The 13,938-nt window shown below is 39.3% G+C and carries 15 protein-coding genes; 9 read left to right on the top strand and 6 right to left on the bottom strand.

Going from position 1 to position 13,938, the window contains the following annotated elements:
* Positions 1-88: 88 nt before the first annotated feature.
* Together ACJHV0_RS10840 and ACJHV0_RS10835 are read right to left on the bottom strand one after the other, a co-directional pair.
* Positions 89-1,183, bottom strand: coding sequence for a CdaR family transcriptional regulator (locus ACJHV0_RS10840; RefSeq protein ID WP_483134198.1), 1,095 nt, complete (start codon positions 1,181-1,183; stop codon positions 89-91).
* 31 nt (positions 1,184-1,214) lie between these two features.
* Positions 1,215-2,048: an alpha/beta hydrolase gene (locus tag ACJHV0_RS10835; protein WP_483134197.1), complete on the bottom strand. Its 834-nt coding sequence runs from the start codon at positions 2,046-2,048 to the stop codon at positions 1,215-1,217.
* Positions 2,049-2,274: 226 nt separating this feature from the next.
* Between ACJHV0_RS10835 and ACJHV0_RS10830 the strand changes: the two genes are divergently transcribed.
* The 3 genes from ACJHV0_RS10830 to ACJHV0_RS10820 are packed head-to-tail and all read left to right on the top strand — an operon-like array spanning position 2,275 to position 5,877.
* A complete protein-coding gene (locus ACJHV0_RS10830) occupies positions 2,275-3,819 on the top strand; it encodes a YjjI family glycine radical enzyme (RefSeq protein ID WP_483134196.1) in 1,545 nt (514 codons plus the stop codon).
* 1 nt (position 3,820) lies between these two features.
* Positions 3,821-4,609: a 4Fe-4S cluster-binding domain-containing protein gene (locus ACJHV0_RS10825; protein ID WP_334235471.1), complete on the top strand. Its 789-nt coding sequence runs from the start codon at positions 3,821-3,823 to the stop codon at positions 4,607-4,609.
* A gap of 11 nt (positions 4,610-4,620) precedes the next feature.
* Positions 4,621-5,877, top strand: coding sequence for a NupC/NupG family nucleoside CNT transporter (locus tag ACJHV0_RS10820; protein WP_188157078.1), 1,257 nt, complete (start codon positions 4,621-4,623; stop codon positions 5,875-5,877).
* A gap of 81 nt (positions 5,878-5,958) precedes the next feature.
* Here the strand turns inward: ACJHV0_RS10820 and ACJHV0_RS10815 are convergent, their stop codons facing one another.
* From ACJHV0_RS10815 to ACJHV0_RS10800, 4 genes are all read right to left on the bottom strand, one after another.
* Positions 5,959-7,824 (bottom strand): UDP-glucose:protein N-beta-glucosyltransferase, encoded by a 1,866-nt coding sequence (locus ACJHV0_RS10815; RefSeq protein ID WP_483134195.1) that lies wholly within the window; start codon positions 7,822-7,824, stop codon positions 5,959-5,961.
* A 10-nt stretch (positions 7,825-7,834) separates the two neighbouring features.
* Positions 7,835-9,169 carry a 30S ribosomal protein S12 methylthiotransferase RimO gene (rimO, locus tag ACJHV0_RS10810; protein WP_483134194.1) on the bottom strand — a complete coding sequence of 445 codons (1,335 nt, stop codon included), beginning with the start codon at positions 9,167-9,169 and terminating at the stop codon, positions 7,835-7,837.
* 133 nt (positions 9,170-9,302) lie between these two features.
* Positions 9,303-9,995: a 5'-methylthioadenosine/S-adenosylhomocysteine nucleosidase gene (gene mtnN, locus ACJHV0_RS10805; protein WP_483134193.1), complete on the bottom strand. Its 693-nt coding sequence runs from the start codon at positions 9,993-9,995 to the stop codon at positions 9,303-9,305.
* 53 nt (positions 9,996-10,048) lie between these two features.
* Positions 10,049-10,270, bottom strand: a complete 222-nt coding sequence (locus tag ACJHV0_RS10800; RefSeq protein ID WP_025235080.1) for a SlyX family protein — start codon at positions 10,268-10,270, stop codon at positions 10,049-10,051.
* A gap of 86 nt (positions 10,271-10,356) precedes the next feature.
* On the opposite strand from ACJHV0_RS10800, the gene fkpA reads away from it, so the two are divergent.
* The 6 genes from fkpA to ACJHV0_RS10770 all read left to right on the top strand — a co-directional run bounded on the left by fkpA (position 10,357) and on the right by ACJHV0_RS10770 (position 13,888).
* Positions 10,357-11,082, top strand: coding sequence for an FKBP-type peptidyl-prolyl cis-trans isomerase (gene fkpA / locus ACJHV0_RS10795; protein ID WP_025235081.1), 726 nt, complete (start codon positions 10,357-10,359; stop codon positions 11,080-11,082).
* A gap of 95 nt (positions 11,083-11,177) precedes the next feature.
* Positions 11,178-11,846, top strand: coding sequence for a helix-turn-helix transcriptional regulator (locus tag ACJHV0_RS10790; RefSeq protein WP_025235082.1), 669 nt, complete (start codon positions 11,178-11,180; stop codon positions 11,844-11,846).
* Positions 11,846-12,223 carry a sulfurtransferase complex subunit TusD gene (gene tusD / locus ACJHV0_RS10785; RefSeq protein ID WP_334254428.1) on the top strand — a complete coding sequence of 126 codons (378 nt, stop codon included), beginning with the start codon at positions 11,846-11,848 and terminating at the stop codon, positions 12,221-12,223. Before ACJHV0_RS10790 ends, tusD begins: the two co-directional genes overlap by 1 nt.
* A 1-nt stretch (position 12,224) precedes the next feature.
* Complete coding sequence (gene tusC, locus ACJHV0_RS10780) at positions 12,225-12,596, top strand: sulfurtransferase complex subunit TusC (protein WP_334229529.1); 372 nt, start codon at positions 12,225-12,227, stop codon at positions 12,594-12,596.
* Between the two features lie 8 nt (positions 12,597-12,604).
* Positions 12,605-12,877 (top strand): sulfurtransferase complex subunit TusB, encoded by a 273-nt coding sequence (gene tusB / locus ACJHV0_RS10775; protein WP_025235085.1) that lies wholly within the window; start codon positions 12,605-12,607, stop codon positions 12,875-12,877.
* Positions 12,878-12,940: 63 nt separating this feature from the next.
* Complete coding sequence (locus ACJHV0_RS10770; RefSeq protein WP_334235475.1) at positions 12,941-13,888, top strand: hypothetical protein; 948 nt, start codon at positions 12,941-12,943, stop codon at positions 13,886-13,888.
* Positions 13,889-13,938 lie beyond the last annotated feature (50 nt).

Below are 13,938 nucleotides of genomic sequence, written 5' to 3'. Positions count from 1 at the left end.
TATTGGAGATCTGCCGGTAAAAATCTTTATATGAAATTGCAAAAAATTTGTTAAAAATGACCGCTTGTTTTGTATTTTTCTACAATTTTTACGATAAAACCGCACCAAGATAAAGCACAAATTTTTGCTCTATGTTATTGAAAGATAAGCCGGTAATCTGCTCAATCTTCTCTAACCGATAGCGTAGGGTATTTGGGTGGATAAACAATTTTTGTGCAGCGTGATCCAGATCACAATTTGCAAAAAAATAGTGGCGAAGACTTTTCAGTAGCACCTGTTTTTTATCTGAATTCAGCAACGCTTGGAAAGGGACAAGTAACGTTTTTGCCTCCCAAGAGTGGCTAAAACTATGTAGCAAAGCCGGCAGTTTGAAATCTTCAAAATAAATAATCCGCTTGCGGCTTTGGATCTGCTCGGCATAGTTGAGCGTATGGCGGGCGGTTTGATATGAAATGTTGGTTTGCGATAAATTCTCAACCGCCAACCCAACCACTGTTTTAAAGGAAATATCGGGTTCTGCCAGTTTATTTAAGGTATTGCGAATCAGTGATTTATCATTCGATAAATTATTCAATAAGGCGATTTTATCCAAGCTAATTACCGCAGTGAGCAATGCCGGGAAATGATGCTCGAAGAAATCTATTAAGTGTTGCAATTTTTCAGCGGTTGGCGTATTCACTTTAATCAATATAACCGACAGTGGTTTTGCAAAATCTTGCTCAAAAAAGCCCGCTTGTTCGTGAATCTCTTCCGTGCTGAGTGTGCCTTTTAGCAAAGCTCGCACAAATTCTTCACGATAACGCCGCTGCCAACGTTCTTGTTCCAGCTCAAAGGCTTGTTGCATAATCAGCTCTGCAGCCATTTTCACTAACTGAGCATATTGGCGAATTTCTTGCGGTAGCCCTGAAATGCCTACTACCCCCACGGTAGAGCCGAGGTAGTGTAGTGGTAAGTTAATGCCTGCTTTTGCCTCATAGTGCCACTGTTTTGCAAGATTTTCATCAATTTCGACTGCTTGATCTTGGCGTAACGCCAACACCGCCCCGGTATGTCGCTGTCCGATACGAGTGGTATCGCCGGAAGCAATAATCACGCCTTCACTATCCATCACATTGACGGAATTGGGAATAATCTGCATCGTGCGTTTTACAATACGGTCAGCAATGGCTCGGTTGAGTTTCATCTTTTATCCTGTAGTAATCGGCACAGTCTATTTAGCGTTTTAAGAGCGAGAAATGTAAAAACTCGACAAAATGATCAGCCCAGTGCATTTCGTGATGGATTTCGTTTGCCATAATGCGTAGGCGAATGTTATCCAGTGGCACACCGGTGCGAATTAGCGACTGATAATAGTTTAACGAGCAGTCAATATAAGTTTGGTTCATATTGGAGATAAAGTGTGAGTCGATTTCATCGCCTTCATTCGTGCCGACCTGAATAAACACCTTGGTATTTGGTTGTATTGGGTGCTGGTGCGTAAAGTGTAAAAAATCCGGCTCGCTAAACCAAGAAGCCAGAGAAAATACGCCTAAATGCCCGAAAATATGAGGGTAGGCACTTCCCATATAAGCAGTGATAATGCCCCCCATTGAGCTACCGGCAAGTAATGTATGCTCACGCTGCGGTTTGGTTCGGTAGTGGATATCAATAAACGGCTTCACTGTTTCCACCACCCATTTGGCATAATCGCCGCCTAAACCACCTGCATTTTTGGTTTCAGGTGTTGAACCTGTGGTGGTTTTCCAAGGACCATATTCATTTAAACGTTCTGTGCCTGCATTATCAATGCCGACAATAATCATCTTTGGTAACTCCGGGTGCGATTTAATGGTTGGAATAATTTTCCACGAATGCCCGGAGTAAGACTCTTTGCTGTAAAACACATTCTGCCCATCGTGCATATATAACACAGGGTAAGTTTCCCATTTTTCGTGATGATAATCTTTCGGCAGCAATACCCGAATACGGCGATGGTGATGTAAGTATGGCACATATAAAAAATGTTCCTGCATTTCCAGATAGTGATGATTGAAATGTTTATGTGCCATTATGTTTATTCCTTTCTGATATTAAATGTTGTCATCACCTTATTTTACACCTTAATTTTATGACGAGAAACAAGCGGTCATAAAAAGTGAATTTTTTGCAAATTCAAGCAATCGTTTGCCTTATTCTTTTTCGATATATAAAAGAGAAACTGTGATCTAAATCACAGTAATTTTAGCCGGGCTTAGTTAAAATTCCTCCTGATATTTCCAATAAAAGGAGAATGCTATGCAGGCTTCATTACAAGATATACTTGATGTGGTAAAAGCAAAAAATTTAACTTATCAACAAAAGTTGATGAGTTTGGGTAATATTGCCGAGCGGTTATTTAGCCCCGTTGAGTTACTCGGTTATACCGAAGAAGAGTGGGCGTATATTAACAATCAGATGATTTGCGATCTGTGTGAAGGTTATGCGATTTACCGCCCTCGTTATATTCTGCCTGATTATAATGTTTATATTCAAAAAGGTTGTAAATTCTTAGATTTACCACCGCCAACCAATCTTGATGAAGTGCTGGACGGGTTATTGATTCTCTACTCTCACGTTCCGTCAATTACCACTTTCCCTGTCTATATCGGGCGTTTAGATGAATTATTAGATCCGTTTATTACCGATGAAGAACAAGATTACATCAAAATTAAACGTTTCTTAAATCATATCGATAAAACCATTTCAGACTCATTCTGCCACGCTAATATTGGACCTTATGATACCAAAGCAGGGCGTTTAATCTTAAAAGCTGTGATTGAACTTGAAAACACCACGCCGAATATGACGATTCGTTATGATAAAACCAAAACCTCTCGTGAATTTGCGGAATTAGCAGCGAAAGCTTGCTTGTTGGTTTCAAAACCTTCTTTCGCCAATGATGCCTACTACCGCCAAGATTTAGGCGATGAATATGGCATTGCGAGTTGTTATAACGCCTTACCGGAATGTGGCGGTGCTTATACCTTAACCCGTTTACGCTTAGGCACAATCGGGCGTGCTTGTGCAAGTGTGGATGAAATGGTCAATAAACTATTGCCAAAAGTAGCGAAGTTAGCACTTTCTACAATGGATAAACGCCATAAATTCTTGGTAGAAGAAAGTAACTTCTTTGAAAGTAGTTTCTTAGTTCACGAAGGATTTATTAAACGCACGAACTTCACGGGTATGTTTGCGATTGTAGGGCTTGCTGATGCGGTAAATCATTTATTAGAGCAAGAAGGTTTAAGCGAAACCTTCGGACAGAGCAAGCGTGGCGATGAAATTGCAACCCTGATTATGGATAAACTGCAAGAAGTCAATAATGCTCATCAAGGTGTGTATGCAGAACGTACCAACGATCACTATTTACTACACGCTCAAGTTGGGGCAAGTAACCACGCAGAAGATAAATTGAATACGCCGGCTCACCGTATTCGTGTCGGTCAAGAACCAACACTGTTGGCTCATTTAAAACAATCCGCCCCTTTCCATAAATATTTCCCATCGGGTACAGGCGATTTGTTTGCGTTTGACCAAACCTACACCGACCATTTAGATGCCGTTGTGGATATTATTGATGGCTCATTTGAACAAGGTTATCGCTACATTACCACTTACTTGAAAAATACCGATTTAATTCGCGTAACGGGTTATTTAGTGAAGAAAAGTGAGGTGGAACGTTACCGTCAAGGCGAAGCCGTATTGCGTGATACCACTTGGTATGGTGCGGGTACGGACGATTGTGCCAAAGTATTCGACCGTCAGTTGCGTGATGAAGAAAATGTAACTGCGGCACAATAAAATGGCTGCACTTTCTGATATTTTTGTGCCGTTGCATCGCATTATTCCCTTTTCTAATGTGGAAGGGCAGGGTAACCGCACAAGTATTTTTCTACAAGGCTGTAAGCTGAACTGCTTGTATTGCCATAATCCGGAAACAATTCCTCGTTATACAGAGGAGGCAAAACAGGTTAGTTTGCAATACTTATATGATCAGGTGATGGAGGCTGTGCCTTTTATTCGAGGGGTAACTATTTCGGGGGGCGAGCCGACGATTCATCATAAAAAATTAGTTCCGCTGTTTGAAGCATTTCGCCGAAAAGGCTTAACCTGTTATTTAGATAGCAGTGGCTTTTTTGATTTTGAGGCAACAGAGCCGTTAATTAATGTTACCGATAAATTTCTGTTTGATCTTAAAGGTGATGGAGTAGGTTTACAAACGCTCTGCTTTGATCGAAAAAATCAAGCCGGCAAAGTGCCTGAACAGGTTATTCCAAGCGTTAATCATATTAAGCCTGAAAACTTGGCTCGTAATTTGCAAAATTTAGCCAAATTATTACCGCTTGATAAGGTGGAAGAAGTGCGTTTGGTTTACCTCAACGAGTTTTATGATGCCTATCATTTACTCGAAAAAGTAGCTCAATTACTTAAGCCTTATCCAAACGTATTGCTCAAAATTATTCGGGTGCATACTAAAGGAGCAAGAGACGAAGAAGGTTTAGCCTGCTTTGTACCAAGCATTGAGCAAACAGATAAACTGGCGGCATTTGCCAAACAGTGTGGAATAAACAAAATTATTACTATCTACTAACGGAGTTCTCTATGGATATATTCATTAGCATTATCGGCGTATTTGTCCTATTAGGTATTGGGGCTTTACTGTCTAATAATCGACGTGCAATTAATTTGCGAACCGTATTTGGTGCATTAGCCATTCAAATTGCTTTTGCTGCACTTATTCTGTATGTGCCAGCAGGGCGTGATGCGTTACTTGCCACCGCAAATGGCGTGAGTAAAGTGATCAATTACGGTAATGAAGGGATTTCATTTTTGTTTGGTAACTTAGCTGATCCAAGCAATAGCAGTATTGGCTTTGTGTTCGCCATTAAGGTATTACCGATTATTATCTTCTTCTCTGCACTGATTTCATTACTCTACTACATTGGCGTGATGCAATGGGTGATTAAAATTATCGGTGGCAGCTTACAAAAGTTACTCGGCACTTCACAGGCGGAATCAATGTCTGCGGCAGCGAATATTTTCGTTGGACAAACTGAAGCTCCATTAGTGGTAAAACCTTATATCAGCCGAATGAGTGATTCAGAACTCTTTGCCGTAATGGTAGGTGGAACAGCATCTATCGCAGGTTCTGTAATGGCTGGTTATGCAGGAATGGGCGTGCCTTTAACTTACTTAATTGCAGCGTCATTTATGGCTGCACCGGCAGGTTTGTTATTTGCGAAATTAATGTATCCGCAAAATGAACACATTTCAGATACCATTGATGAAAATGTTGAAATCGAAAAACCAAATAATGTGGTGGAAGCCTTAGCTAACGGTGCAAGTTCAGGGGTATCTTTAGCGATTAATGTTGGTGCGATGTTAATTGCCTTTATTGCGGTGATTGCATTACTTAACGGCATTATCGGCGGAATTGGTGGTTTATTTGGGCGGGAAGATTTAACGCTACAAATTCTATTGGGCTACATCTTCCAACCGCTTGCATTTATTATTGGTGTGCCTTGGGAAGATGCTGATATTGCAGGGCAGATGATCGGTATGAAATTAGCGGTAAATGAGTTTGTAGGTTATCTGGAATTTGCCAAGTATCTGCAACCTGATTCAGTTGTGCAACTAAGCGATAAAACCAAAGCAATTATTACTTTTGCATTATGTGGTTTCGCTAATATTAGCTCCATTGCAGTATTAATTGGTGGTATTGGCAGTATGGCTCCAAATCGCCGTTCAGACATCGCTCGCTTAGGCTTAAAAGCGGTAATTGGCGGTACATTAGCGAACTTAATGAGTGCAACTATTGCAGGTTTCTTTATCGGCTTAAGTGGTGCTGCTTTAGGTTAATACAAGCGGTCAAATTCGATAAATTTTTTGCAAAAAGCCTAAGTAATTAATGATTACTTAGGCTTTAACTTTATCGGTAATTTAATGTTGGGTTTCCAGCCATTCATTTACTTTGGCTAAGAATATTTTCCCCATTGGGCTTGGATCGCCAGAGAATAAGGTTTGCAGTTTATTATTCTCAATAATATCCCGTCTGAGAGCTAAACGTTCTTCGTGATTTTCCGCTAAACGAATTGCTTGAGCAACATATTCATCTGCGGTTTGAGTAATAAGCCACTCAGGTAATCCAAGACGTTTAAATAATCCTTCATCAATATGTTCGTGAACTTCATCCCCAGTTTTACAAATGCCGACTAAACCTAGTGTTACCATATCAATAATGCCATTAGTATTCCCGAATGGGAATGGGTTTAGCATCATATCGCAGTTTTTTAGGATATTTAGATATTGAGCGTATGGCTGATGTGGGTAGGCGGTTGCATCATTACCTAAATAACTTTTGATAAAACGCTCTACATATGGGTGTGTAATACCTGTCGATTGTCCTAATGCGAAATGGAAATGGACTTTCACTTTTGCGTTATCACGAATAGCCCTTAGTGCTTGTAAGAAATATGGGTTTAATTTCATCGTTGTTGAAGCAATACCAATATTAACTACTTCAGGCTTTTCACGTAGGTTATAGGTTATCTCTTTTGGAGTTAATGCTGAAGGTACATAAGGCAAAGCATCTTTTGGTAAACGTAGTAATTGTTCACTAAAGCATTCTTCAGAGCCGACATAATCATCTTCCACAATCACATATTCTATAAAATCTGAATGCGTGGTTGCCGGATGACCTAATGCAATTGCTTGGATTGGAGCTAAGCGGGTATTACTTGCAAAGATAGTTGTTAAGTCCATACCAATACTAGGCATATAAAAAACCGCTGGATTATATTTATCACAAATTTCTTTTAGCAAGAGCAATCTGTCGAATAAAGTGCCACCTTGTGGATAGGTGTAAAATTCATCAAAAACAGATTTGCCTGCTTCATCTATGGAATTTCCCCCTAAACCAATTATATGAAAATGATCACGAGCTGCAATTAAAGAAGTCGAATGTGTACGGTAAATAGAATGTGAGGAAGTAAAATTCTCAATTAATACTACCATAATAGGTTTTCCACCCTTATAGCCAAGAGTTCTAATTTCCCTATCTTCCCAGCCGGCAGCCAGTAAGTGGCGACGGATAACACTGTTTAATGCTCGTTTGATATTATGTTTATTGTTTTTAACATCATAACTGCAGTGCATATATACATCGTGAGAAATTGCATTAGGCAGTTGATCTAAGTTCTCAAATTGGGCTAATTTTTCAGGAAACCATTGTAAAATAGCAGCACGTTTTGTGAATGCAACAGGTGTTCCAATAAAACGAGGTGATTGTAATGCAAAACACAGTGAAGCTGTAAGTTCCTTAGAAGCATTCCAGGCAGCATCTAGATTCAACAGAATATTCGATTCTGGTAAATATAAAATACAGAATTTGGTTAAGGCTTGTATAGTTGCTTCTAAATCTACTGCATTTGGATTAGTGGAAGTCTTATTTTGATTATAAGTACGCAATATATGATCTGCATTGATATACGGAGAACTTGCAAAAATAAGTGCAATCCAACGTTGTGCAGTTAGAAAGCTAATGGCATCAGATTCCGATATTTCTAATTCAGGGTCTTGGAAGAATTGCGTAATAGCTACAGCCATACGAGTACAAAAATAAATTGTTCTATCTTGCTCTAACTCATCTAATTGATGAGGTGCATCAAATTCAATATCGTAAATATTCCCAAAATGACTATCTAACTTGTTGAGAATAGATAATAGTTCAGCACAAGCTAAATCATAATCTTTGTTAGCCACCGCTTGTTCGAAGCGAATGACACTCGGCTGTTTTTCTTCTGACATAATTTTGTCCTTAGTTCAACGTTCCCCACAGATCGTACTCATCTGCATTGGTAATGGTTACTGAAATAACTTGACCGACACTCACGTCTTTATTTTCAAGATTATCAACATACACGACACCGTCAATTTCTGGTGCATCAGCCATTGAACGCCCGATAATACCTTCTTCATCAATTTCATCAATGATTACAGGTAAGGTTTTACCGATTTTAGCCTGTAAACGCTCGGCTGAAATTTGTTGCTGTAACTGCATAAAGCGGTGGAAGCGTTCTTCTTTTACTTCTTCCGGTACTTGATCCGACATATCGGTTGCAACTGCACCTTCCACCGGGCTGAATTTAAAGCAGCCGACACGGTCAAGTTGGGCTTCTTTTAAGAAATCGAGTAATAGTTGGAAATCTTCCTCTGTTTCGCCCGGGAAACCGACAATAAAAGTGGAACGTAGCGTTAATCCAGGGCAGATTTCACGCCATTTTTTGATACGCTCAAGGGTTCTTTCAATCGAGCCGGGACGTTTCATCGCTTTTAAAATTTTCGGGCTGGCGTGCTGAAGTGGAATATCCAAATACGGCAGAATTTTGCCTGCTGCCATTAGTGGAATTAAATCGTCTACGTGTGGATACGGATAAACGTAGTGCAAACGCACCCAAACGCCCATTGAACCTAATTGCTCACAAAGTGTGATTAAGTTACTTTTAATCGGCATACCGTTCCAGAAAACGGTTTTAGTGGCTTCTTCTTTTTTGCGATCTAATGAGTAAGCAGAGGTGTCTTGAGAGACAATTAATAACTCTTTTACACCGGCGTCCACCAAGCGTTTTGCTTCATCTAATACTTGTACGATAGGGCGGCTTGCCAGATCGCCACGCATTGACGGAATGATGCAGAATGTACAACGATGATCACAGCCTTCTGAAATTTTTAAGTAAGCGTAATGCTTTGGTGTGAGTTTTACGCCTTGTTTTGGTACGAGGCTAGTGTAAGGATTAAATTCCGGTTTCGGCACATATTTGTGAACGTGGTTCATCACCGCTTCATAACTGTGCGGACCTGTGATCTCCAATACTTTCGGATGAACTTCGCGAATTTGGTTCTCTTTTGCTCCTAAGCAGCCTGTAACGATCACTTTTCCGTTTGCTTCTAAGGCTTCGCCAATGCTTTCCAATGATTCTTGCACCGCAGAATCAATAAATCCGCAGGTGTTTACAATCACTAAATCGGCATCTTCATAGCTTGGAATAATGTTATAACCATCAGCACGCAGCTCGGTTAAAATACGTTCGGAATCAACTAAATTTTTAGGGCAGCCTAAGCTGATAAAACCAATATTCGGGGTAGCACTCATATAACTCTCAACAATTAAAAAAGAAAATGCCTACAACTTTTGTCTTGTAGGCAAAAAACTAGCGAGATTTTACAAAAAATTGCCGCAAATAGCGATAACAAGCGGTCATTTTTTGATAAAGTTTTGCAAATAGTTAGTCAATATCATTCAGCATTGCTAACACAATAACAGATGATTTCTCAGCCGCTAAAGGTAAAAATTCTTCAAATGATAGATGAGACTCTTTATCTGCTACATCAGAAACCGCTCTCACAATCACGAACGGCACGCCAAAGCCATTACAAACTTGAGCAATCGCCGCCGCTTCCATTTCTACTGCTACAACATTTGGGAAGTTTTGGCGGATTTCGTTAATTTTTTCTTTGCCATTGATAAAGGCATCACCACTACAAATTAAGCCTGAAACCACGTTAAAACCTGCTTTTTTCGCTTCTTTTTGGGCGAGTTCGACTAATTGCCCATTTGGCTCAAATGCGGCTGGATTTGCAGGAAGTTGCCCGATTTCATAGCCGAAAGCGGTTACATCAACATCGTGATGACGTACTTCGGTTGAAATGAGAATATCGCCCACATTTAAGTTTGAGTCTAAGCCACCAGCAGAACCTGTGTTAATAATCATATCAGGTTGCGTGAGCTGAATAAGTAATGTTGTGCCGATGGCTGCCGATACTTTACCAATGCCTGATTGTAATAACGCAATACGCGTATTGTTAATTTTTCCTTCAAAAATTTTACAGCCTGCTAATTCCGTGATTTTCGGTTCAACCATTAAGTTGCGTAAAATTTCAACTTCTTGTGCCATTGCACCAATAATACCAATTTTCATTATTTTGCTTTCTCTACAATTCTATTTAATTAAAAAATGCTATTTTAACAGCATTAATAGTGAGGTGGTGGTGTTTCTTCAGAACGTGAAGCCACTTGGCTTACTTGAGCCCCTTTTAATTTTTCAGCAATATGGCGAATTTGAGTTTGTAGCTTATCTATCGCAAATTGTTGCTCGATTAATGATTGATTTAACTCCTCAATAATCAACTCTTGAAAGGCAACTTTCGTCTCCAATTCGGTAATTCTTGCCGATAATGTACAATTATTATCCATTTTAGTGAAAAAAAGGTTGTGTGAAATGAAATTACACTTTACCCTATCTAAAGTCTTCTTAACAGTTATTTTTATAAGGAAAAATTATGTTAAAAATGAAGTTATCCGTAGCTGCCGTTCTTGCAGGGGCATTTTTTGCAACAAATGCAATGGCTGAAGAAAAAGCTGATCCAAAATTTGTTGATGAATCATCTTATGCGGTTGGTGTATTAATGGGTAAAAATATCAATGGTGTGATCGAATCACAAAAAGAGATTTTTACTTATAATCAGGATAAAATTTTAGCGGGTGTGCAAGACACACTGAAGAAAACAGGTAAATTAACTGATGAAGATTTACAAAAACAGTTAAAATCTTTAGATGCTTATTTGTCAGCGAAAGAAGCTAAAATTAACGAAGAAAAAACGAAAGCCACTGTTTCAGCAGGCGATAAATTCCGTGCAGATTACAAAAAACAAGCCGGCGTGAAAGAAACCTCTTCGGGCTTGTTATATAAAATTGAAAAAGCAGGTGAAGGCGAATCTCCAAAACCGCAAGATACGGTTAAAGTTCATTATAAAGGTACTTTAACAGACGGTACGGTGTTTGATAGTTCATACGATCGGGGTGAGCCGATTGAATTCCAATTAAACCAACTCATTCCGGCGTGGATTGAAGCAATCCCAATGTTGAAAAAAGGCGGTAAAATGGAAATTGTTGTTCCACCGAAATTAGGCTATGGTGAACGTGCAGCAGGTAAAATTCCAGCTAATTCAACCTTAAAATTTGAAATTGAATTATTAGATTTCAAAGCGGCAGATGCTAAGAAATAATTAATATTCAATTCTCATTGAAGCTACACAAGCGGTTAGATTTATTATAAGATTTGCAAAAAATGTGATAAAACTAACCGCTTGTAATTTATATTATGACCAAAAAATTCACGCCTTTTTCTGATGAAGATCACGCAATTCTTGCTTCTTACTTCCCCATTGTAGATGGCATTGCCGCTCTTATCGGCGAGCATTGTGAAATTGTTCTCCATTCATTAGAGTTTCTTGAACATTCCGCGATTTATATTGCAAACGGACACAATACCAATCGTAAAATTGGCTCACCGATTACTGACCGTGCGTTAAAATCGCTACATCATATGGCAACGGATAGCGTGTCTAAGCCTTATTTCACCAAAGCAAAAGGCGGCGTGTTGATGAAATCTATCACGGTGGCTATTCGTAACGGCAAGCAACACGTTATCGGACTGTTGTGCATTAATATCAATTTAGAAGTGCCGACTTCGCAATTCCTCAGCTCCTTTATTGCTCCGCAAGACGAAGCGGCAGATGTTACCTTTGCCAGCTCGGTGGAAGATTTAGTGGCTCAAACCATTCAAACCACGATTGATGATGTGATGGCGGATCGAACGATTTCTAACAATAATAAAAATCGCCAAATCGTGATTTCTCTGTTTGAAAAAGGCATTTTTGATATTAAAGATGCGATTAACCAAGTAGCTGAGAAGCTAGATATTTCCCGCCATACTGTTTATCTCTACATTCGCCAAATCAAGCAACCGGAGAAAGGGGAGAGTGATTAATGGACTATGTATTAGCGATAAAATCTCCCGTGTATGGCTCGCAAGGGGCGTATTTAGCCTACCAAGTGGCAGAAGAATTATTGCAAGCCAAGCACAATATTCGCCAAGTATTCTTTTTTCAAGAAGGCGTAAGCAATGCCAATGCATTGGTTAATCCTGCAAGTGATGAAATCAATTTAATCGAAAAATGGCAAAAATTAGCCGAATTACACCGCTTGCAGCTGCATTTGTGCATCGCCGCCGCTCAGCGTAGAGGCATTGTGGACGAGCAAACTTCCTCTTCCGCCACTACCAATTTAGCACAAGGTTTTACCCTCGCAGGGCTTGGTGAATTCAGCCAAGCTGTATTAAAAGCGGACAGACTTCTCACGTTTTAAAATGAAAAAATATAAAATTGCCTTTCTTTTTACTCAGCCTCCTTTTGGTTCATCAGTTAGCCGTGAAGGGCTAGATGCCTTACTTGCGGCAAGTGCATTTTGTGATGAGCAAGAGCTCGCTATTTGCTTTATCAATGATGGCGTGTTCAATTTAATTTCAAATCAACAGCCGGAACAAATTCTGCAAAAAGATCATATCTCTACGTTTAAATTGTTAGATCTTTATGATTTAAGTGAATGTTTTGTCTGCCAAGAGAGCGTGAATGTGCGTAGATTGGAGAATGCACATTGGATATTGCCAAATGTTCAATGTAAAACGCAAGCTGAAATAATGATGTTACTCAATCAAGCTGAAAAAGTGATGACTTTTTAAGGAATACAATGCTTTATACCCTTTCCAAAGCACAATATGATGATGAAATGCTTAGTCTGTTACATCATTTGAATGACAATGATGCCGTTATTTTATGGCAAGACGGCGTGTTACAAGCGGTCAAAAATCCACAATTTTTTGCAAATTTGCCCCGTTGTTATCTCTTAGAACAAGATGTTATCGCAAGAGGATTACAACAAACTCTCTCTGAATTTCGCACCATTTCATTAGCAGAATGTGTGAAATTAACTGAACGTTATTTTCCTCAAACAGCATTGTAATTTTCTTTGTAATGGCAAATAAATTGAATTATGATGGGAACTACTTTAAAAGGAGGAGTTATTATGAGAACAAAATACCTTGTTTCTTTATTTGCACTTGCCCCTGTTTTTGCTGTGGCACAACAAAATGATCCAAATTGGGTTGATAAGCAACATAGCAAAGCCAGTAATACACTGGACCGCTGGGCAAATAATATTAACGATTGGTTAGGTGAAGCTGACCCAGACAAGCCCGGTACGGCTTCTTTGCGTGTTATGCTAGACAGCCGCTGGGATAAATATGACAAATTTACCGTTAAGCCTCGTGTTCGCGGTAAAATCAAATTGCCCGTATTAAAAAAACATCTAAATGTGGTATTTGGTGATGACGAGCTTGATAATGAATTAACCGATAAAAACCACGTTGGAAAATTATACAAAGATATTAAGGCTAACAAACGTTATAATTCCCGCGAAGCAAGAGATTCTAACGCTTCTATCGGTTTACGTTGGTCTGATGGTATTAAAGCATTAGGGATTGAAACCGATTTTGACGTTGGTGTTCGTTCCGGTAGCGATATTTTCGGGCGTGTCCGTGTCAGTAAAGATTGGAAAATTACCGACCAATTTACCACTCGTTTAGAGCAAATCTATCGTTATGGTTCAGAGAGTAAGCACTATTTACGCACAAACTTTGAAAATAAATATAATGAAACGGATACAACCTTCATTATGAACCATACTCATTTTGAGTATCGTAATGATTTAGATGAAGAAAGAAGCTGGGGAAACAGTTTATATCGTCAGCATAACTTCAAACCGCTTACGCATATCAGCTATGGTATTGGTATGGGGGGGCGAATGGATAAGGATTTCGCAAGATTTAATTATTGGGGACCATTTGTAACTTACCGCCAACCAATTTGGCGTAATTGGCTCTTTATCCAACCGGAAATTAGTTTCTACAACGATAAAGATAAAGATCGTAAGCACTTTGTTCACACATTTGTACGTTTAGAAGCGATTTTCTAATTTCTATCTATAAATTACAAGCGGTTGATTTTGCAAAATTTTTTACAAAA

The sequence above is a fragment of the Mannheimia sp. genome, assembly GCF_056854775.1.
Note: the sequence above shows the minus strand (reverse complement) of the source record. Positions and strands in the feature narration are given on the sequence as shown.